The sequence below is a fragment of the Paenibacillus sp. JMULE4 genome, from assembly GCF_013337105.1.
Taxonomy (GTDB): domain Bacteria; phylum Bacillota; class Bacilli; order Paenibacillales; family NBRC-103111; genus Paenibacillus_G; species Paenibacillus_G naphthalenovorans.
Map to the genome: position 1 here is coordinate 208,468 of NZ_SGWF01000012.1, position 17,780 is coordinate 226,247.

The 17,780-nt window shown below is 49.3% G+C and carries 21 protein-coding genes and 1 riboswitch; of the genes, 7 read left to right on the top strand and 14 right to left on the bottom strand.

Annotation, left to right across the window (positions count from 1 at the left end; genetic code table 11):
- The first annotated feature begins 197 nt into the window (after positions 1-197).
- Entirely contained in the window at positions 198-1,124 is a 927-nt protein-coding gene (locus tag EXW96_RS10600; protein ID WP_054819785.1) for a LysR family transcriptional regulator, read from the top strand.
- 227 nt (positions 1,125-1,351) lie between these two features.
- Here the strand turns inward: EXW96_RS10600 and EXW96_RS10605 are convergent, their stop codons facing one another.
- A complete protein-coding gene (locus EXW96_RS10605; protein WP_074730112.1) occupies positions 1,352-1,597 on the bottom strand; it encodes a hypothetical protein in 246 nt (81 codons plus the stop codon).
- 412 nt (positions 1,598-2,009) lie between these two features.
- Positions 2,010-2,197, top strand: a riboswitch (cobalamin riboswitch).
- Positions 2,198-2,345: 148 nt separating this feature from the next.
- Between EXW96_RS10605 and EXW96_RS10610 the strand changes: the two genes are divergently transcribed.
- Genes EXW96_RS10610 through EXW96_RS10625 form a run of 4 tightly spaced genes read left to right on the top strand, consistent with a single transcriptional unit; the run spans position 2,346 to position 5,015 of the window.
- Positions 2,346-3,104, top strand: a complete 759-nt coding sequence (locus tag EXW96_RS10610) for an energy-coupling factor ABC transporter permease (RefSeq protein WP_074730113.1) — start codon at positions 2,346-2,348, stop codon at positions 3,102-3,104.
- 5 nt (positions 3,105-3,109) lie between these two features.
- Complete coding sequence (locus tag EXW96_RS10615; protein WP_074730114.1) at positions 3,110-3,394, top strand: energy-coupling factor ABC transporter substrate-binding protein; 285 nt, start codon at positions 3,110-3,112, stop codon at positions 3,392-3,394.
- Positions 3,391-4,188, top strand: a complete 798-nt coding sequence (gene cbiQ, locus EXW96_RS10620; RefSeq protein ID WP_074730115.1) for a cobalt ECF transporter T component CbiQ — start codon at positions 3,391-3,393, stop codon at positions 4,186-4,188. Before EXW96_RS10615 ends, cbiQ begins: the two co-directional genes overlap by 4 nt.
- On the top strand, positions 4,185-5,015 hold the full coding sequence (locus EXW96_RS10625) for an energy-coupling factor ABC transporter ATP-binding protein (protein ID WP_139170874.1): 831 nt from the start codon (positions 4,185-4,187) through the stop codon (positions 5,013-5,015). Before cbiQ ends, EXW96_RS10625 begins: the two co-directional genes overlap by 4 nt.
- Here the strand turns inward: EXW96_RS10625 and EXW96_RS26950 are convergent.
- Positions 4,999-5,151, bottom strand: coding sequence for a hypothetical protein (locus tag EXW96_RS26950; protein ID WP_217437322.1), 153 nt, complete (start codon positions 5,149-5,151; stop codon positions 4,999-5,001). The genes EXW96_RS10625 and EXW96_RS26950 overlap by 17 nt on opposite strands.
- Positions 5,152-5,652: 501 nt before the next feature.
- On the opposite strand from EXW96_RS26950, the gene EXW96_RS10635 reads away from it, so the two are divergent.
- Positions 5,653-6,084 (top strand): universal stress protein, encoded by a 432-nt coding sequence (locus tag EXW96_RS10635; protein WP_054819794.1) that lies wholly within the window; start codon positions 5,653-5,655, stop codon positions 6,082-6,084.
- 233 nt (positions 6,085-6,317) lie between these two features.
- On the opposite strand, the gene rlmN is transcribed toward EXW96_RS10635, so the two are convergent.
- From rlmN to desA, 8 genes are all read right to left on the bottom strand, one after another.
- A complete protein-coding gene (gene rlmN / locus EXW96_RS10640; RefSeq protein WP_054819280.1) occupies positions 6,318-7,376 on the bottom strand; it encodes a dual-specificity RNA methyltransferase RlmN in 1,059 nt (352 codons plus the stop codon).
- A gap of 201 nt (positions 7,377-7,577) precedes the next feature.
- A complete protein-coding gene (locus EXW96_RS10645; protein WP_174350521.1) occupies positions 7,578-8,102 on the bottom strand; it encodes a redoxin domain-containing protein in 525 nt (174 codons plus the stop codon).
- A 13-nt stretch (positions 8,103-8,115) separates the two neighbouring features.
- Positions 8,116-8,853, bottom strand: a complete 738-nt coding sequence (locus EXW96_RS10650; RefSeq protein ID WP_174350522.1) for an ABC transporter ATP-binding protein — start codon at positions 8,851-8,853, stop codon at positions 8,116-8,118.
- On the bottom strand, positions 8,846-9,664 hold the full coding sequence (locus EXW96_RS10655; RefSeq protein WP_174350523.1) for an ABC transporter permease: 819 nt from the start codon (positions 9,662-9,664) through the stop codon (positions 8,846-8,848). The genes EXW96_RS10650 and EXW96_RS10655 overlap by 8 nt, the downstream gene beginning before the upstream one ends.
- Complete coding sequence (locus EXW96_RS10660) at positions 9,661-10,212, bottom strand: nitrous oxide reductase accessory protein NosL (RefSeq protein WP_174350524.1); 552 nt, start codon at positions 10,210-10,212, stop codon at positions 9,661-9,663. Before EXW96_RS10660 ends, EXW96_RS10655 begins: the two co-directional genes overlap by 4 nt.
- Positions 10,209-11,570 carry a right-handed parallel beta-helix repeat-containing protein gene (locus tag EXW96_RS10665; protein ID WP_174350525.1) on the bottom strand — a complete coding sequence of 454 codons (1,362 nt, stop codon included), beginning with the start codon at positions 11,568-11,570 and terminating at the stop codon, positions 10,209-10,211. Before EXW96_RS10665 ends, EXW96_RS10660 begins: the two co-directional genes overlap by 4 nt.
- A complete protein-coding gene (locus EXW96_RS28055; protein WP_256380581.1) occupies positions 11,567-11,701 on the bottom strand; it encodes a hypothetical protein in 135 nt (44 codons plus the stop codon). Before EXW96_RS28055 ends, EXW96_RS10665 begins: the two co-directional genes overlap by 4 nt.
- 157 nt (positions 11,702-11,858) lie before the next feature.
- Positions 11,859-12,893, bottom strand: coding sequence for a Delta(5) desaturase DesA (desA, locus tag EXW96_RS10670; RefSeq protein WP_062406549.1), 1,035 nt, complete (start codon positions 12,891-12,893; stop codon positions 11,859-11,861).
- Positions 12,894-13,120: 227 nt separating this feature from the next.
- Between desA and EXW96_RS10675 the strand changes: the two genes are divergently transcribed.
- Positions 13,121-13,984 carry a LysR family transcriptional regulator gene (locus tag EXW96_RS10675; RefSeq protein WP_074727952.1) on the top strand — a complete coding sequence of 288 codons (864 nt, stop codon included), beginning with the start codon at positions 13,121-13,123 and terminating at the stop codon, positions 13,982-13,984.
- A 5-nt stretch (positions 13,985-13,989) separates the two neighbouring features.
- Here the strand turns inward: EXW96_RS10675 and EXW96_RS10680 are convergent, their stop codons facing one another.
- From EXW96_RS10680 to EXW96_RS10695, 4 genes are all read right to left on the bottom strand, one after another.
- The gene (locus EXW96_RS10680; RefSeq protein ID WP_054819277.1) at positions 13,990-14,514 is read right to left on the bottom strand and encodes a gamma carbonic anhydrase family protein; all 525 of its coding nucleotides are present in this window, start codon (positions 14,512-14,514) and stop codon (positions 13,990-13,992) included.
- Between the two features lie 96 nt (positions 14,515-14,610).
- Positions 14,611-14,850: a DUF1450 domain-containing protein gene (locus EXW96_RS10685; protein ID WP_174350526.1), complete on the bottom strand. Its 240-nt coding sequence runs from the start codon at positions 14,848-14,850 to the stop codon at positions 14,611-14,613.
- Positions 14,851-14,885: 35 nt separating this feature from the next.
- Positions 14,886-15,872, bottom strand: a complete 987-nt coding sequence (locus EXW96_RS10690; RefSeq protein WP_174350527.1) for a cupin domain-containing protein — start codon at positions 15,870-15,872, stop codon at positions 14,886-14,888.
- Between the two features lie 130 nt (positions 15,873-16,002).
- The gene (locus tag EXW96_RS10695; RefSeq protein ID WP_309225068.1) at positions 16,003-17,694 is read right to left on the bottom strand and encodes a dihydroxy-acid dehydratase; all 1,692 of its coding nucleotides are present in this window, start codon (positions 17,692-17,694) and stop codon (positions 16,003-16,005) included.
- Positions 17,695-17,780: the final 86 nt, after the last annotated feature.

Genomic DNA, 17,780 nt, shown 5'->3' on the forward strand with positions numbered 1-17,780 from the left:
ATTTAGTAACCGCTTTCAAAATAATGAGTACATCCGAAATTTTTGCTTGCCCTCCTTCCCTTAAACTTATAAATTAAAGATAACAAATAAAAAATTATAAGAAAAATATCCATTTCGTTAAGGATTTATATGCAATAGATATAAACATGCAGGAAACCGCGTATCAACAACGACTTAAAGCAAAAGGGCGTGCCGCTATGGATATTCGACAACTCCGATACTTCCTTGCCATTGTCGAGGAAGGCAAGATCTCGCAAGCCGCAAGACGCTTACACATCGCGCAACCGCCGCTGAGCCAGCAGCTGAAACTGCTGGAAACCGAAATGGGTGTCACGCTGCTGGAGAGAAATACGCGCAGGCTCACGACCACCGAGGCTGGAAAATTACTGTACGACCGGGCAAAAATAATACTCGAACTTGTAAACGGTACCATGGAAGAAATCAAGGAATTGAGCGAGGGAGTGCGGGGAACGTTAGCCATCGGCACGATTGCTTCTCTGGGCGCCAAGCTTTTACCGGAACGAATTCATGATTTTCAAAAGCGGTATCCGGAGGTGCGCTTCCAGGTATGGGAGGGGGACCCCAATCGGGTGATGGAATTGCTCGAGAATCGGATTATTGAGCTCGGCATCGTCAGACTGCCCGTCGATAACGGAATGTTCAATATGATCAACCTGCCTGCGGAGCCTCTCGTTGCAGCCATGAGCCGCCATTGGAACATTGGGGATAATCAACCGTACGTAAAGCTGTCCGATCTGGAAAACAAGCCGCTGATGCTGCTCCGAAGACAGCAGGGCACCTCGATGTATCATCATCGGATGTACATCATGGATCTGGTGGAAGACGCCTGCCGGGAAGCCGGATTCGAACCCAAAATCATCTGTGAAAGCAACGACATCATGACGCTGCTAACCTGGGCCAATCATGATGTAGGCATTACCATCGTCCCCCAATCCGCTATGAACCTCATTCCGAATGCAGGGCTTCAATTCAAAGAGATCATAGAACCTTCCATTATGTCAAGGCCTTCCGCCATCATCTGGTTGAAGGGACGGTACCTTTCGACCACATCGAAAAAATTTCTGGAATATTTTCCATTGGACAAGCCCTGCCTGGAACAGTAGCCGTGCAGTATAAAGGGCAGCCTGCCGTTGAAAAACACGGCAGCCGCCCACCTGCGGATCTTCTTCTCTTCTGGGCGACGATGAACCAAAAAGGTCGAGTAAGAGAGCAAGTATAGCCCTCTACTCGATCTTTTCAGTTTGGTAACGAAAAGTTAAGAAAACAGGGCCGTCCCTGCGTAGTTAAAAACTACTTATGGGACAGCCCCAATGATGCAAATGACTGTTCATCATAACAGCAGCAGATCGGCCTGCTCTTTCTTCAACTGCAGGGCCGATTTCATCGCTTCTTTACGCACCAGTTCACGTACGGCTTGAGTATTCTCGGCAAAGAATGAGTCGCATCTGCTCAAGCTGTACAATGCTTTTTTGGCAGCCTCGCAGGCCATCTTTTCACTTTGCAATAAATAATAACAAATGCTGTAGCAGTCATTTTCGTGTTTCTTTAAAAATGATATGCGATCCTTTATTTCCATAAACAGATCATCCCTAACATATCTTACTTACTTCATTATTTTAAGGGGTTTTCATTTGCTGGATAGTACTATTTTCTTCTAGTACCCATAATGAAGTATACAGAAGCAATATAAATAAAAGGTAAACAAAAGCTAAACGATTTCTTAACTTTAAGCCGCCGCTCTTTTGCAATTTACAGCCTTAGCGTTTCGTTTAGAGGGTAACTATAACCAATACATATCACTGGGGTTGATCTTATGAAAAAAGCGGCTCTGGATGACGCCGAATGAATCACAGGCCGAATCTTGCATTCGGATGAGGATTTTGATAGACAAAGTCACCTCATTCGTGTTATAGTTCAATAAATTCATGTTACATAATGCAATGCGACGACCGCCAACGGGCAAGTAGCATGGATTGACGCAAACGAATTGCATACATACTGAATCAGGTGCCTTTGCGACAGCAAAGGGTAACAGGGAATCGGGTGCAAATCCCGAGCGGTCCCGCCACTGTATTCGGGGAGTTTCTCCCAGCATGTCACTCGATCATCCATCGGGGAAGACGGGAGAACACGACGATCCGAGAGCCAGGAGACCTACCTGATTTATGCACCCCAAGGCCTTCGAGGAAAGGAGTGGTGTACGAACGATAAAAGCGACGATCACGCCAGGCTGATCTTGTCGTCTATTGATGCGTACCCCTAACCAATCCTGCAGGATTGGTTTTTTTGAGTTTTACAACGATTTGCCAGGGAGGAAATGTACAATGATTTCTAAAAAAGCAATAAGCACACTGTTGTTGGTCTCCGGATTTACCCTGTACCTGACTGTCAGCGATCCTCAGTCCGCCTATGCCATGCATATTATGGAAGGCTTTCTTCCCTACGGATGGGCGATCTTCTGGTGGGCCGTGTTTATTCCGTTCTTCATTCTCGGGCTGCGGTCCTTGATGAGAATTACGAGAGAAACACCGGAGCTAAAAATTATGCTGGGAGTAGCCGGTGCTTTCATCCTCGTTCTGTCGGCGCTGAAAATTCCTTCCGTGACGGGAAGCAGCTCGCATCCGACGGGAACAGGTCTCGGCGCTGTCATGTTCGGACCGCTGCCCATGAGCGTGCTGGGCTCCATCGTCCTGCTGTTTCAAGCTCTGCTGCTTGCCCATGGCGGGTTGACCACTCTTGGAGCCAACGCCTTCTCTATGGCTGTTGCCGGCCCCATGATCGGTTATGCCGCTTACCGGTGGATGATCAAATCGACGGGAAAACAAACGCTGTCGATCTTTACGGCGGCGGCGCTGGCCAACCTGTCTACGTATGTCGTCACTTCCATTCAACTGGCATTGGCGTTCCCGGCAGAGAGCGGCGGCATTTTGGCTTCATTCGTAAAATTCGGGGGCATTTTTGCGATCACTCAAATCCCTTTGGCCATCAGCGAAGGACTTCTTACGGTACTGATCTGGAACTGGCTGAAAGCCAACAGTTCGGAAGAATTATCGATTTTACAGCGTAAAATGAAAGGAGCATAACTCTCATGTCCCATCGGAAAACGAACCTTCTCATCCTGATTGCCGTCGTCTTGTTGGCTGTTCTTCCGCTCCTGTTCGTCAACGGCGAATTCGGCGGAGCAGACGGTGTCGCTGAAGAAATGATCACCGAGATTCATCCTGCTTATGAACCCTGGTTTGCTCCGCTGATGGAGCCTCCGGCAGAGACCGAAAGCATGCTGTTTGCGCTGCAGGCCGCCATTGGCGCCGGTTTTATCGGCTTTGCCTTCGGATGGTTCAAGGGTAGAGCCTCCAAATCCAAAACCACATGATCAAGCTGATCGATACATTTTCTTACACCAACAGGCTGCGCTCCGTTTCCCCGATGTGGAAAAGCGGATTCGCAGCCGTTCTGATGGTGCTGTCTTATTTGTCCCATCCTGTGACCCAGATGATGATCGTCGGCTGGCTGTTCGTCTGGATAACCTTGTACGCCCGGATTCCCGTCAAAGCGTACAGCCTGCTGATCGGAGCCTCCTGCCTGTTTTATGCGGCCAGTCTGCCGGCTATTGTCATCGAGTTTACATCCGCCGGCCCGGTTTCGCCCGATGGAATGATCCTCTTTACGTTTGCGCGGTGGACGTCTTATGTTACAGAAGCGGGCATTTACGAAGCGGGCAGCTTGCTGGCCCGGATCATCGCATGCTTATCCTGCCTGGCCTTTGTCATGCTGACGACGCCTATGTCCGAGCTGTTTCAGGTGATGAAAAAATGGCGTGTACCTTCTCTGGTGCTGGAATTGATGATAATCATGTACCGCTTTCTCTTCGTACTTTCGGATACGGCACAACAGATGTATACGGCTCAGAGAGCCCGCGGCGGCCAGACCGGCTTCTACCGCAGGCTGAACGATACGGCAGTCCTGATCGTCCGGTTGTTCGGCAAGTCGATGCATCGGTACCAAGGGCTTTCGCAGGGCTTGGTAACCAGAGGCTTTGCCGACAGCATTCAAATGGCGCCGGTTCAAGCCGCTCCCCTGCCCTTTCGTTATATATGGGAAAGCCGTATCGGAGTGATTTTATTACTGCTAATCGAGCTGTGGCTTCGCTGGGGGGAAATGCTGTGAAATCCATTATGGAGGCTTACGATGTACGCTACAGCTACCCGGGAACTCAAGCCGAAGCGCTTCAGGGCTTGACCATGAGCCTGCCCGAAGGCAAGAAAACTGCCATTTGCGGCCATAACGGGTCGGGCAAATCGACCTTGTTCCTGCATGCGGTCGGCATTCACCGCCCGGCTTCCGGAAGGATGCACTGGAAAGGCGCTCCCATGTCCTATCGTGCGGATGATCTCAAAAAGCTGCGGCAGCAAGTCGGACTGGTGTTCCAGGACCCGGAACAGCAGTTGATTTTGAGTACGCCGTATGAAGATATTTCCTACGGTCTTCGCAATGCCGGGGTACCCGAGCATGAGATGATCCGGCGCATCCAACATATTCTTGGTACCATGGGTCTGGAGCATTTGGCTAATACACCTATTCATCACTTAAGCCTCGGTCAAAAAAAGCGTGTCGCCCTGGCCGGCGTGATGGTCCTCAAGCCCGAGCTGCTGCTGCTGGACGAACCGACCGCTTACCTGGACCGCTCATCCGAGCAGCGGCTGGTGGAGGAATTGGACCGCATTCATGCCCAAGGCACCACTGTCGTGATGGCCACGCACGATATGAATTTGGCCTATGCATGGGCGGACTGGGTCCTGGTGATGGACAAAGGGAAGTGTTTGCTGGAAGGCACGCCTTTCGAGGTGTTTGAACAGGAAGACTTGATCCTGTCGCTCGGTCTGGAACCGCCTTTGTTGCTGCAGGTTTGGTCCAGTTTACCCGAACACGTGCGTGAGGAAAGTATTCCTCCCCGCAGCATGGCTGAGCTGAAGGAGCTTATGAAACAATTGTAAGCATGGGAAAGAGCCGGTTCCCTTGCTTCAGATAGGCTTTGCTGAACGGTACCTGAATCCCCGGATGATCTTTGATGTGTTCGGTGACCAGACCGCGGGCTCCTATCCAATCGCTTTCCATTGGTTCTTCCGACAATACCGGAATGTCCCCTCGTTTGGCGGCTTGTTCCAATATTGCTTTTATTGGGGCTAAGCCGCTGCCCCCGCCATGCAAACTATTTGTCAACGCTTTTATTAGGATTTTTTATAATTAATTGCAGAGGATTGTCCAGAAATGTGGTAAAGTAAGATGATCGAAGTATATCAGAGTGATGTTTAAATGAGGAAATGTTCTGGTTACGATATCTTCGCATTCTTCAAATTCATGTTGGATATCCATAGCCTTTGGTCTTTCAGAATGATGGTCTCCGCGGCTTTCCGTTTTCCTGTCTTTTGGATACTCAATACTGAGCAAACCGAAAGTTATCCATATGCTCCTCACAACGGCCACCCCCTTATTTTTGTTAACCCCTTTGAGGATTTATACGAAATTATACCAAATGACTTTCTAAAAATAGCTTATCTGTGATTTTTCTCATATGATCAAAGCCGAATTTCATTTATGATCGATGTATAAATCAAAAAGGCGGTGGATGCTATGTTATGTTCCAAAATTCTTGTCGCTTATGACGGTTCCGATCAAGCGGAGAAGGCACTGCTTAAAGCCGTTGAATTGGCTAAACTTAATGAGCAAATCGAGATCCTAGTGCTGCATGTCGTCTCTCCTTCCGCTCCTTATACGGGCTATGAGTATATTCCATCTCCGGATATCATTGAGCTGGTCATGAAGCAGGGCAGTAAAACCTTGCAGCAAGCTGAAAAGGTCTTAGCAGGGATCCCCAACAAATGGAACAAAGCTTTACATAAGGGCTATCCCGCCGAGACCATTCTCGATTACGCCAAAACATCCGGCTGCGATTTGATCGTCATAGGAAGCAGAGGGCTCAGCGGGCTGAAGGAATTATTTCTGGGCAGTGTCAGCCACAATGTCGTTCAGCATTCCCCGGTTCCCGTTTTAGTAGTAAAATAAACCATCGTCTAATCTGATACAAAAAGAGCCAAACCTTGGTAAAATGAAAGTGCGAGCAACCATATTTATTAAAGTGGGCGGCGATGAACCAAAAAGGTCGAGTAAGAGAGTACGTATAGCCCCCTACTCGACCTTTTTTTCTGTATGGAAACGAGAAGTTAAGAAAACAGGGCCGTCCCTGCGTAGTTAAAAACTACTTATGGGACGGCCCCATTTACTTTACCCCATGTTATTTACCCTGCCTTGATTTGTTTGCTCCTTAACTGTCCGCAAGCGGCATCAATATCGGTCCCGTGTTCCAGCCGGACGCTGCAGCTCACGCCTTGTTTTTTCAGTGTGTCATAGAACGCCCGTATCGATTCCCGCTCGCTTCTCTGATATTGACTGTGTTCATCCACCGGATTGTAAGGAATTAAATTCACATTCACGAGCTGCCGCCGATGTGCGATCAGGTCGGCCAGCTCCAGCGCATGCTCCGTCCGGTCGTTTACATCCTTGAGCAGAATATACTCCAGCGTAATCCGCCGTTTCGTTCTTTCCAGATAATAATCAATGGACTGCATTAATTTTTCGATCGGAACGGCGCGATTAATTTTCATGATCCGCGTCCGCAGCTCATTGTTTGGCGCATGCAGCGAGATCGCCAGGTTCACCTGCAACTGGGCATCGGTAAATTCGACAATCTTATCGGCAAGACCGCTGGTCGATACGGTAATATGTCTCGGGCCGATCGCCAGTCCCTTGTGATCTTTAATCACGGTCAAGAAATTCACCAGGTTCTTGAAATTGTCAAACGGCTCGCCAATGCCCATCACCACCACGTGGCTCACTCGTTCATCCCGCTTCGCCTGATCCAGATAAAGCTGCACCTTCATGATCTGTTCCACAATTTCGCCGCCGGAGAGATCGCGGCTTTTGGCCAATAGCCCGCTTGCACAAAAGCTGCATCCGATATTGCAGCCTACTTGGGTGGTGACGCAAACCGACAAACCGAATTTATGTCTCATCAATACCGTTTCAATCAGGTTGCCGTCGCTTAGCTTGAACAAAAACTTGACCGTTCCATCCGCTGATTCCTGCCTGGTATGTTCGGTTAAGGTTTGGATGACAAAATGATCCGCTAATAGTTGAATACACTCTTTATTGACATCTGTCATTTCTGAGAAGTCCGTTACCCGCTTCCTGTACAGCCAATCCCAGACCTGTGCCGCGCGAGACTTTTTGTGGCCGTGCTCCATAAGCCATGCCGTCAGTTGATCCAATGTCAAACCATATATGGATGCTTTATTCATTGCCTGCCCTCTTTTCAAAACGATAATTCAGCTCTCTTCTGCTTCAGCGGCCGAATGGCTTATAGCCTGTTTATTATTGTCCCAAATCTTTTTCATGAAAACAAGAGAGCCGGGCAGCAAATTTCTCCTTAACTGAATTGGCTTATATGACCGGGCCGTCGGAAGCTCAAGCCCGGCCGCTCAAATACCATTACGATGCGATTAAGATTGTACCTCTTTCAGCAGCGCCATGATTCCCTCAAACTGGGGCAACTCGCCGGGGATGATCTTCTTTAGCCGCCCCTCCCCGTCGATCAGAAAGGTAGCCGGCAATCCGACGACCCCGTAACGACCGGCAGCTTCACCGCCCGGATCCAGCAGGATAGGGAACTTTAACCCGTGCTTCGACACGAATTCGGCGGCGCTTCCTCTGGACTCGCCTACATTGACGGCAATCACCTCGACGCCGGAAAGTCCGCTGAGATATGCGGTATTCATTCTTGGCATTTCACTTACACAGGGTTCGCACCACGAACCCCAGAAATTCAGCAGGACGCCCTTGCCCCGGTAATCGGACAAGCTCACTGCGCTTCCGTCCAGAGCGGTGGCCGTGAAATCAGGAGCCATTTTTCCTATCCGTAATGACGAGGAGGATTCAGAGCGGTTCTGAAGCAGCGCATATACCAGGGCCAGTACAATAAGGACAATGACGGAAAAGCTGACCCATTTTCTCCACGCTGTTATCATGGGGCCCTCCTGCTTATTCATCGGGATTCCTGTTCGAATGGACATACAGGCTCGAAAATGCCGCTTGCAGGCTGGAGGAACCCGCCGCTCTCCCGAACGAAACGGTCTTTTCTTCCTTTACGATGTGTCCATTTTTCAAAAATACGACGGAATCAGCCGCCAGCTCCGCTACCTGCAGCTGATGTGTGGAAAATACCACGGTATGTCCCTCCTGCTTGGCGAACCTCACCAGCTCAACGAACGAATCCATCCAGTAAGGGTCAAGACCGTTTGTAGGCTCATCCATAATCAGCAAAGGCGGCTTGGCGAGCAGGGCTTGCGCGAACAGTAACCGCTGACGCATTCCCTTAGAGAACGAGGAGACGGATTTGCGTCTCACCTCGATTAATCCCACGAGCTCAAGAACTTCCCTGACCCTGGACATCGGCACTTTGCGAAGCGACGCCCAGAAGGCTAAAGTTTCTTCGGCCGACAGCCCTTGACCGAATAAATAATCATCCGGCATATAACCGATTTGTTCCGCATATTTCAGGCGGTTGTGCCGCCATTGAAGACCGTTAACCTCAATCGTGCCGCGGGTCGGCTGAAGAATTCCCGTAATCATTCGCAGCAGGGTGCTTTTCCCTGCGCCATTGCCTCCGCACAGCGCGAGCACCTGCCCCTGGCGAAGCGACATATCGATCGAATGGATAATCGTTTGGCCTCCGATATCCTTACCAATCCCCTTCAGCTTCAATACGTCCTCACCCACGCGAGCGCCCCCTCTCCCAAATCAGGTTTGCCAGGCTTACAGATACGATAACCCAAGCTGTACATATCAGAATGAACACCCATGTGCCTGAAGGCTTCCCGATCCAGCTCACCCATTGGTAATACTCGGGTCCCAGCGCCGCGCCTCCCCCGAGCTTAACGATAACGAACAGCCTCACGATTTCCGCCGGATTTACCAACGTCAGCGCCGTCAAAGCTGGCTTAATCCACAGATAAGGCAGCAATCCGAGTGCTGCGACCAGCAAGGTGGGCCAGCCTATGACGGCAAAGAACCAGATCGCCACGCCGATCGTTAGCGCCTGCCACCGGTTTTTGGCCACGGTACCTATACATATCGCAGCCGCTAAGAATAAGACCACTAGCCCAAAAGAGAAGGCCAAAAAAAGCCCGAAGGTGACAGCGTCCAGACCGTTTCCGAGCAGCGCGCCTATAATGCCCGTCACTCCGTACCCGAAAGCTACGATGGTCATCAGAACAGAGGTTAATCCGACATATTTACCCCACAGGAACGAAAACGTCGTGAGAGGATACGTGGACAAGAGCTGCCAGCTTCCTTCTTCTTTTTCCGCCGTTAGAGAGAATGAGCCGAGCAGCAGCGTCATGAGCGGCAGCAAATACAAAATCAGATTCAGCATGGAAGCCGTGGAGCTGGAATAGCCCTGCATGAAATTTTGCGTATTAATCAGAAGCAGAGATAAGCTGAAAAGAGTAAAAAGGGCCATAAAGGAGTAGGCCCAAGGGTTACGGAATCCAAGCTTTACTTCTCTCAAGGCGATATGAAGTACGTTCATTTGCCATGCATTCCTTTATCTCCGCCGCTCATGCCTCCGTTTGTCTCGGAATGGGCATTTTTGTTATGGTCTCCTCCCATATCCATCATTCCCTTGTTTCGCTCCCAGGAATGTGCGGCCAAATCGGCAGCGGACATCAGCTTGCCCTTTTTTTGACTGTCAATAAATTGCTGTGCTTCGGCTTTATCTTTAAATGAATAAATGCCATAGGCCATTGGCGACTTAAAGGAAGGATCGTACACATACGTGGCCTCTTCATATTTAATCCATTCTTTGTTATTGTAATCCCTGACAAATTGAGCACCGATCTCAGCATCGGCGTTTTGCTTCTTCCATTCGTTCATGCAGCCCAAATCATCGAATTTATAGGTTTTCCCTTCTTTGGAGATCAATTGCACGGCGAAGGCATCGTCTTTCACCTGCATATTGCAAATCGTGCATTTATCCGTCGCTTCATTAATCGGCTGCGCCTGGTACTTAGGTTGTCCGCAGCCGGACAGAACAGCTACAAGCAAGAGTACAAAGATCAGAAATCCCGTTTTTTTCATCCTCTTCTAACCCCCAAATAATAAATAGTGAACACTGCCGCAAATAAAAGCATGATCCCCAGCGCAAGCGTATCGGACGAACCCGGGTAGGAAGAACGGGCAGCCTCGGTACGAAAATCCGGCTTGAGGTATGGTGCCTTGTCTTTCGTCCATTCTTCTTTGCCCGCCGTATTGAGGCTTTCCAGAAAAAGAAGACCCGGCGACTGGAAAAATAGCTGAAAGGCAGGCGTTGCCGATGTTAATCTTTGAAAAAACGGATTGATCGCATAAGCAAGATCGCTGTATCCGTCTCCGTTCGTATCGAGACCGCGGAACGCCTCCCAATAGTTTCCTTCAAAGGTGTTGTTCTTGCTCCCGTTCGCTTCCGCTTCAATCACATTGCCGATAAAACGGTTGGCCGTGAAACGATTCCCTTCCGACTCCAGAAATTGCACGCCAACGAAGTTTTGCAAAACGTCATTGTTCTGAAATTCATTGCGGTTCGATTTCTCCACATAAAGACCGACCCGGTTGCCCTCAACCCTATTGTTGAATATGCGGGACGTGTGAACATCGTAGAAAAGCAGCCCCTGCGAGTTGACGTTCTCACTTTGCTTCACGAAAGTGTTATCCCGAACTACGGCGTCCTTCACTCCCATGATCATGGCGCCCGTAACGTTGAAAGCTCCTTGGTTGCCGCTGATCTCCGTGCCGTCGATGTACATGCTGTGAATGCCGTATCTGGAGTGTTCGAAGCGGTTGCCGTTTATATAATTGCGGTGACTGTTTTCCATATAAATGCCGTCATTCATGCTGCTGATGACGTTCCCGACGATTCGGTTGTCATGGGAGTTGAGCAGATCGATGCCGTTTCGCCGATCCGACAGCTTGCCGCCGTCCGGCCGGTCACGGCCTGTCCAACGAATGCCGGAATCGAGAATCTCATGACGACCGCTGTCCCGGATGACGATTCCGTAGGACGCGGTTTGAATATCCAGACTTTCGAGGGTAGCGCCATTTGCTGTAATAAGCACGGCGGCCGTATCCTCCCTGCCATGGTGTACAATCCGCAGCCCTTGCAAAACAACGCCCTCAGCCTGTATCCTGATGGTCGGCACCGATGCATCGCTTCTCAGCTGAACATCGCCATCAGCGATAATCCGTATCGGTTTATTCAACGTTACGGAACCGTTATAAATGCCTGCCGGCAGCTTAACCGTCCCGCCGCTTGGTGTCTCATCAATCCGCTGCTGCAAAGACCGTTCCTCCGTAAGGGCGGAGCTATACGCCGAATCGGTTCGAAAAAAAACGATACTAAGAACAGTGAAGATGGTCATCCCCAAGACAATCCCCTGCTTTAAGATCTTGGAGGGCATCATGACACGATTAGCTCCTTCTTCATCGTCATATGACACTCCCCTTGCTGCAGATGATTGTAAATGTTGTATGAACCAGCCCTTTCGAACGTTATCTCCATCTCTTCCATAACGTCCGACATCATTTTCCCCATCTTGCTTCCCCCTTCCTTGCGGATTTCCAACTTTATTGTATTCCTTTCTATTTTTTAAAGCATGACTCAACCGGGCTATTCACATGAAACATTGTGTGAACAAACACAAGTCTATGAAAAAAATAGCGATACCTAAGAACTCGGTATCGCTAATCCATCAGTGAGCTTCCGCACTATACTTTTTTGCTTTGGCCGACAAGCCTTTGATATCCCTGAACCCAACGTATTTCTTGCTGTCCTCGTCCCAGATTCGGAAACGAAGGGACCGCAAGCTGGTTCGTAAAGTGATCGTCTGTACATCTTGTAATCTGTGGTTTGAATGATGAGCCCGCTCCAAATAGTAGTTAGGCACCCTTGGGCTCAGGTGATGAATGTGATGAAAACCGATATTCCCGGTTATCCAGTGCAGGACTCTGGGAAGCTTGTAGAACGAACTGCCTTGTAAGGCTGCTTTTACATAATCCCAATTTTCATCGGTTTCATAATAGGCTTCCTCAAACTGGTGCTGTACATAGAAGAGCCAGATTCCGGCTATTCCTGATACAAGAAAAATCGGGCCTTGAACAAGGAGAAACTGCTGCCAACCAATAGTCCAGCAGAGCAAGCCTGCAAGTCCGGCAATGCTGATGTTCGTGATATACGTATTGATCCGTTCCTTCATCCCGGCGCGTTTGCGGTTAAAACGATAATCAATGAGGAAAATGTAGATCGGGCCGAGCCCAAACATGAAGAGAGGATTCCGGTACAAACGATAGACTAGGCGTTTTAGCCATGACGCGGACAAATACTCCGCCACCGTTAGCGTCCAAATATCTCCCGTTCCACGCTTACTCAAGTTGCCGCTGGTCGCATGATGGACCGTGTGAGTGTGTCTCCATTGGTAATAGGGGCAGCAGGTAAGGATACCGGTTATTGTTCCTACCATTTCATTAGCCATCCGGTTTTTGAAAAAGGATTTATGGCAGCAATCGTGAAAAATGATGAAAATCCGGACCAGAAATCCGCCGGCAACCACAGCCGCCGCAAGCGTAAGCCAATAAGAAATGGAAAGACTCCAATAAGCAAGGTACCAAAGCAGAAAAAACGGCCCCAGCGTATTGATGATCTGCCATACACTGTAATTCGTATGCGGTCTTTCGTAAGGTGCAATATCTTCCCGCCAACTTTGTCCCTCGTGTTGTGAGCTTGAAATAATGATCCCTCTCTCTTCATCTCAAAATGTCTATTTGTGATAGGGTTGAATTTCATTTCTTCAGGAGAATAATACAACCCCCAAACTACATAATACGCTAGATTTCGTATAAAGTTTCAACTTTTTTCTAATGCGGGCTTAAAAATATTGATTGGTGATTATTGGAAGAGATATAATTTTTATAAGAATCATTTGTTTTCTGCATCATTGGACAGGAGGGGATCTCCGTGGAGCTCCGGCAATTGCAATATTTTCTTACTGTAGCCGAAGAGCTGAATTTCAGCCGCGCGGCGGAACGTCTTCAAATCACGCAGCCACCTTTGAGCTTACAAATTCAACATTTGGAGAGGGAATTAGGCGTTCTGCTATTTTACCGAAATAATCGGCATGTGGAATTAACTGATGCCGGGAAAGTCTTTGCAGACGAGGTTCGCAAAATGCTGGACTACCTGCGGCGTGCCATAGAAAATACGAAACGTACCCATCACGGTGAAATCGGCAAGCTAACGGTCGGCTTTGTCGGTTCTGCCACTTACGACATTCTCCCCATGGTTCTGCGGGAGTTCCGCAGTCTGTACCCGGATGTCCAAGTGCATCTTCTTGAACTGCCGACACCTAAGCAAATCGAAGCGCTGCGAGAAGATGAAATCGATGTAGGGGTGTTAAGACCGCCCGTTCATGACGAAAACATACGTACCGAAATCGTTTCGTCCGTCCCCTGTGTGTTGGCCGTGCCAAAGCAGCATCCGCTGGTGAATAAAAAGGACATTTCACTTACCGATCTCGCCCCCTACCCCTTTGTCATGTTATCCAGAAAAACGTGGGCAGGTCTTTATGATGAAATTCTGGGTTTATGCAGCCCTACCATTCAGCAGGAAGCCTTCGAGTTTCAAACCGTGATCGGTTTAGTCGCAGCGGGTATGGGGATCGCCGTAGTTCCCCAATCGGCCATGAATTTGCATACTCAGGACGTGGAATACATTGATCTCAACAATCAATTTCCTGCAGCTTCCATGGGTGTGTCGTGGCGACGGAACGATCAATCCCCTTTGGTGAAAGCATTTATCAAGATCGCGATGGAAACGGGTTGAATTCTTTATTTTTGAATTTGAATATTTGCTGCCAGATATCTTCTGCTTTGGGCGGCATAGTGCTCGGCAGACGATCGCAATGACTTCCACTCCTGCTCCGTTAATTCCCGTACAACTTTACCCGGATTACCCATCACTAAGGTTCTTGGAGGGATGACTTTACCTTGCGTAATCAGGGTGTTTGCAGCGATCAAGACTTGTTCGCCGATCACCGCATGGTTCATAATCGTTGAACCCATGCCAATCAATGCGCCATCTTTAATCGTACATCCGTGCAGGATGACGTTGTGGCCAACAGTGACTTCATTACCCACGTTAAGGGGAACATTGGCGTCTACATGGAGAATGCTCCCGTCCTGAATATTGGACCTTTCTCCAATGACAATGGGGGCGTTGTCTCCCCTGATCACCGCATTAAACCATACGCTGGACTCTTTACCTATCTTGATATTCCCGATCAACTGCGCTCCAGGGGCAATATACACGGTTGAATCCAACTCGGGATGATGATTCTCCAACGGAAAAATCATAGGGTCCTCTCCCTCCTTATTTTAAAATTTGACTTCCTAAGCAGATTGATAAACGGCTTCAACCAAGTCAATACGATCAATGGAGGAAAACCCTTTTTACCGGGTTTCCCTCCGAGCCGTTTGGATAATTTTTTCCACCAAGGCTTTCGCATCATTGGCTTCAATGGTTGTTAATTGAATCCGGCAAAAGGGCTTCTCTCTGCATTGTAAACAACGTCTGAAGCAATCGACGACTACAACGCTCACCTCATCCCGGTAATCCCGTTGAAGCATGTCTATGGCTTCGCCGCTCCCTGCCGATTTGATGTTCCGTTCACAAAACTTGGCCACCCTCATGCCCGCTGCTCCTGTCTGTTCCTGTTATAGAGGATTCACGGGAGGGGTTTCTCTTCCTCTTGATCGTAAAAGGTAAATTGGATATCCAGGGTGCGAAGGTAGGTTTGAAGACCGGCGTCCTGGATCGGGATGATATAGGCGGGCTCCCCGGATTCATTGTGATGGGAATGCCATAATCCCGGAGGCGTCACGAAAGCCTTTCCTGTTTCCCAATCCACACGAACGGGATCGATGATCTTGGCGGTAACGGGGTCAATCTTATCGCCGACCAGCGTATACGTCCCCGGGGCGGCATAGGCTACGAAATCGAGAGCCACCGACTTGTGACTGTGCGGAGCCTGATTGGCTCCCACGGGAACGATGCCAAACATGGCCCAAAGCACATGCGTAATCGTTAAAGTCTGGTCAAATTTCCGGTTGTTTAACAAAATGGAAATCCGGTTCTTTTCATGCGCGTCCGGTGCATCAGTCACTTCTTTCAATTTCGCATTGGCTTCTTCCGCCGTAAAGAGGACCGGCGTGAATCGCGGTTCCGTCGCTTTAGCCCCAAGATAATCGAGAAGCGGGGTATCGAGAATGTAATAGATCGTCGTATCTTCCGTCGCGGTATGCCGGCTGTTCGATCCGGAAGGAAGCGTCATGAAATCGCCTTTCTTCCAGCTGATCGTCTTCCCGTTTAACTCCGTTCTGCCGGCACCCGAAATCACATAGTATAATTCACTGGTTGCGTTGGGGTGTGTCGTGATGGAATCTCCAGCATTGATTCGAATGAAATGGGCGAGAAGCGACGGACTCGTTGCCGGATATTCCGTTCTCAATTCGCTGGAAAGATCCAGCTTAACGATACGGGTTGCGCCTGAATTATACAAGTCGGGAGGGAATTCTTTGACGGGTATCGGACTGATGACACCGCTTCCAATCGGGTCCGCCGCGGTACTATATTCATAGAACCGGGCATCCCCCGTCCAATTTTCATTCAAGGTACCGATGGATAAATTTCCTGGCTGTGCAGTTTTAGACATATACAAAACCTCCTGCCATTTTTTGATAATCCTATCGTACCTTTATTCAGAAAAATTGTACAATATATAATTTGTATCATGATGATATGCTTGCTGTATAACTACTCAGCCGGAAGTCAGACGTTGTCCTTCAACCCCCTACCCTTTCCCTCGGAAAATGAAAGTCAAAATCGCAGCCTTGATCCGCTTGAAGAACATGCCGTCGATACAACCACTTATAGCCCGTATCTGTAAATTGCGGCGGACTCCAGCTTTCTTTTCTCCTGGTCAGCTCTTCTTCTGAAACAAGCAGCTCGAGAGATCCTCTTTCCGCGTCCAGCTCGATCCAATCTCCATCCTTCACCAGCCCGATAGGCCCGCCTACCACCGCTTCCGGTGCAATGTGGAGAACCACCGTGCCAAATGCCGTACCGCTCATTCTGCAATCCGACAGCCTCAGCATGTCTCTGACGCCTTGTTTGAGCAATTTCTGAGGGATAGGTAGCATCCCCGCCTCCGGCATACCCGGCGCCCCTACAGGACCGGCATGTTGAAGCACAAGGATGCTATCCGGAGTCACCTCTAAATCCGGATCATGGATGCGCTGTTCCATATCCTCGATGGATGTAAAGACGACAGCCTGACCCTTATGCTTCAGCAGCTTCTTGTCGATCACAGCCTTCGGCTTGATGATCGCTCCGTCGGGAGCCAGATTCCCCCGCAGCACGGCAATTCCGCCGTTAGGATGTAATGGCGCCTTCAAAGACTTGATAATATGACTATAGTGAGGCTTCGACTGTACATCCTTCAGATTGTCCTTAAGCGTTTTTCCGGTAACCGTCAATTCATCCAGATGCAAAAGAGGAGACAATTCTTTCAGGACTGCCGGAACCCCGCCGGCATAATAAAAATCCTGCATTTGATACTCGCCTGCCGGTCTTAAATTGGCGATAAACGGCGTGGTTTGACTCAACGCTTCAAAACGGTCCAATGTAAGTCCGATCCCCAGCCTTCTGGCGATCGCGATCAAATGAATAACGGCATTGGAAGATCCCCCGACAGCCATCAGGGTACGAATGGCATTATCGAAAGCTTTTTCCGTCATGATATCCGATGGCCGGATATGCTCTTGGACGAGCCGGACAATCGCCTTACCGGTTTCCTTGGCAAGTCTCATCCGCTCATGGACGGTGGCCGGGGCCGCCGCTCCACCCGGCAGCATCATTCCGAGCGCCTCGGAACAAGCCGCCATGGTGCTCGCCGATCCCATCACCATACAGTGTCCCGCTGTCGGAGCAAGCTGTGCATTGATTTCATTGATCTCTTCTTCACTGACGGTTCCGGCTTTATACTCCTGCCAAAAGAACCGGCAATCCGAGCAGGCGCCAAGCGTTTTTCCATTATACTCTCCATTGTTCATCGGACCGCCGGTAAACATAATGGCGGGCTTATTGGCACTGGCGGCTCCCATCAGCTGGGCGGGAGTCATTTTATCGCATCCGCCGATCAGCACTACTCCGTCAATAGGCTGAGCCGTGATCATCTCCTCGGTATCCATGGCCGCCAAGTTCCGATAAAGCATGGTCGTCGGACTCGTAAACATTTCTCCTATCGAAATCGTAGGGAACTCAAGCGGAATCCCCCCGGCCATAATGACACCTTGCTTTATTGCATCCACCATAGGCTGGATGTGACTGTGACACCGGTTAATCTCACTAAAGGTATTGCAAATGCCAATGACCGGTTTGTCAAAATCCTGTTCGTCATAACCCAGATGCCGCTGAAACGCCATTCGTATGAAATGACTGAAGCCGGAATCGCCATAAGATGTATTCGTTTTCACAAATGAATCCCTCCTCATGCAAACGAAAGTTTTATGATACGCGCCATGCCTTTATATCCTGAAAAGCCGGCCAGCAATATAAACTG

Excerpts from the sequence above, each read along its gene's own strand:
- EXW96_RS10600 (WP_054819785.1), top strand. The coding sequence starts at position 198 with ATGGATATTCGACAACTCCGATACTTCCTTGCCATTGTCGAGGAAGGC.
- EXW96_RS10605 (WP_074730112.1), bottom strand. The coding sequence starts at position 1,597 with ATGGAAATAAAGGATCGCATATCATTTTTAAAGAAACACGAAAATGAC.
- EXW96_RS10610 (WP_074730113.1), top strand. The coding sequence starts at position 2,346 with ATGATTTCTAAAAAAGCAATAAGCACACTGTTGTTGGTCTCCGGATTT.
- EXW96_RS10615 (WP_074730114.1), top strand. The coding sequence starts at position 3,110 with ATGTCCCATCGGAAAACGAACCTTCTCATCCTGATTGCCGTCGTCTTG.
- cbiQ (WP_074730115.1), top strand. The coding sequence starts at position 3,391 with ATGATCAAGCTGATCGATACATTTTCTTACACCAACAGGCTGCGCTCC.
- EXW96_RS10635 (WP_054819794.1), top strand. The coding sequence starts at position 5,653 with ATGTTATGTTCCAAAATTCTTGTCGCTTATGACGGTTCCGATCAAGCG.
- rlmN (WP_054819280.1), bottom strand. The coding sequence starts at position 7,376 with ATGAATAAAGCATCCATATATGGTTTGACATTGGATCAACTGACGGCA.
- EXW96_RS10645 (WP_174350521.1), bottom strand. The coding sequence starts at position 8,102 with ATGATAACAGCGTGGAGAAAATGGGTCAGCTTTTCCGTCATTGTCCTT.
- EXW96_RS10655 (WP_174350523.1), bottom strand. The coding sequence starts at position 9,664 with ATGAACGTACTTCATATCGCCTTGAGAGAAGTAAAGCTTGGATTCCGT.
- EXW96_RS10660 (WP_174350524.1), bottom strand. The coding sequence starts at position 10,212 with ATGAAAAAAACGGGATTTCTGATCTTTGTACTCTTGCTTGTAGCTGTT.
- EXW96_RS10665 (WP_174350525.1), bottom strand. The coding sequence starts at position 11,570 with ATGATGCCCTCCAAGATCTTAAAGCAGGGGATTGTCTTGGGGATGACC.
- EXW96_RS28055 (WP_256380581.1), bottom strand. The coding sequence starts at position 11,701 with ATGGGGAAAATGATGTCGGACGTTATGGAAGAGATGGAGATAACGTTC.
- EXW96_RS10680 (WP_054819277.1), bottom strand. The coding sequence starts at position 14,514 with ATGATTTTTCCGTTGGAGAATCATCATCCCGAGTTGGATTCAACCGTG.
- EXW96_RS10685 (WP_174350526.1), bottom strand. The coding sequence starts at position 14,850 with ATGAGGGTGGCCAAGTTTTGTGAACGGAACATCAAATCGGCAGGGAGC.
- EXW96_RS10690 (WP_174350527.1), bottom strand. The coding sequence starts at position 15,872 with ATGTCTAAAACTGCACAGCCAGGAAATTTATCCATCGGTACCTTGAAT.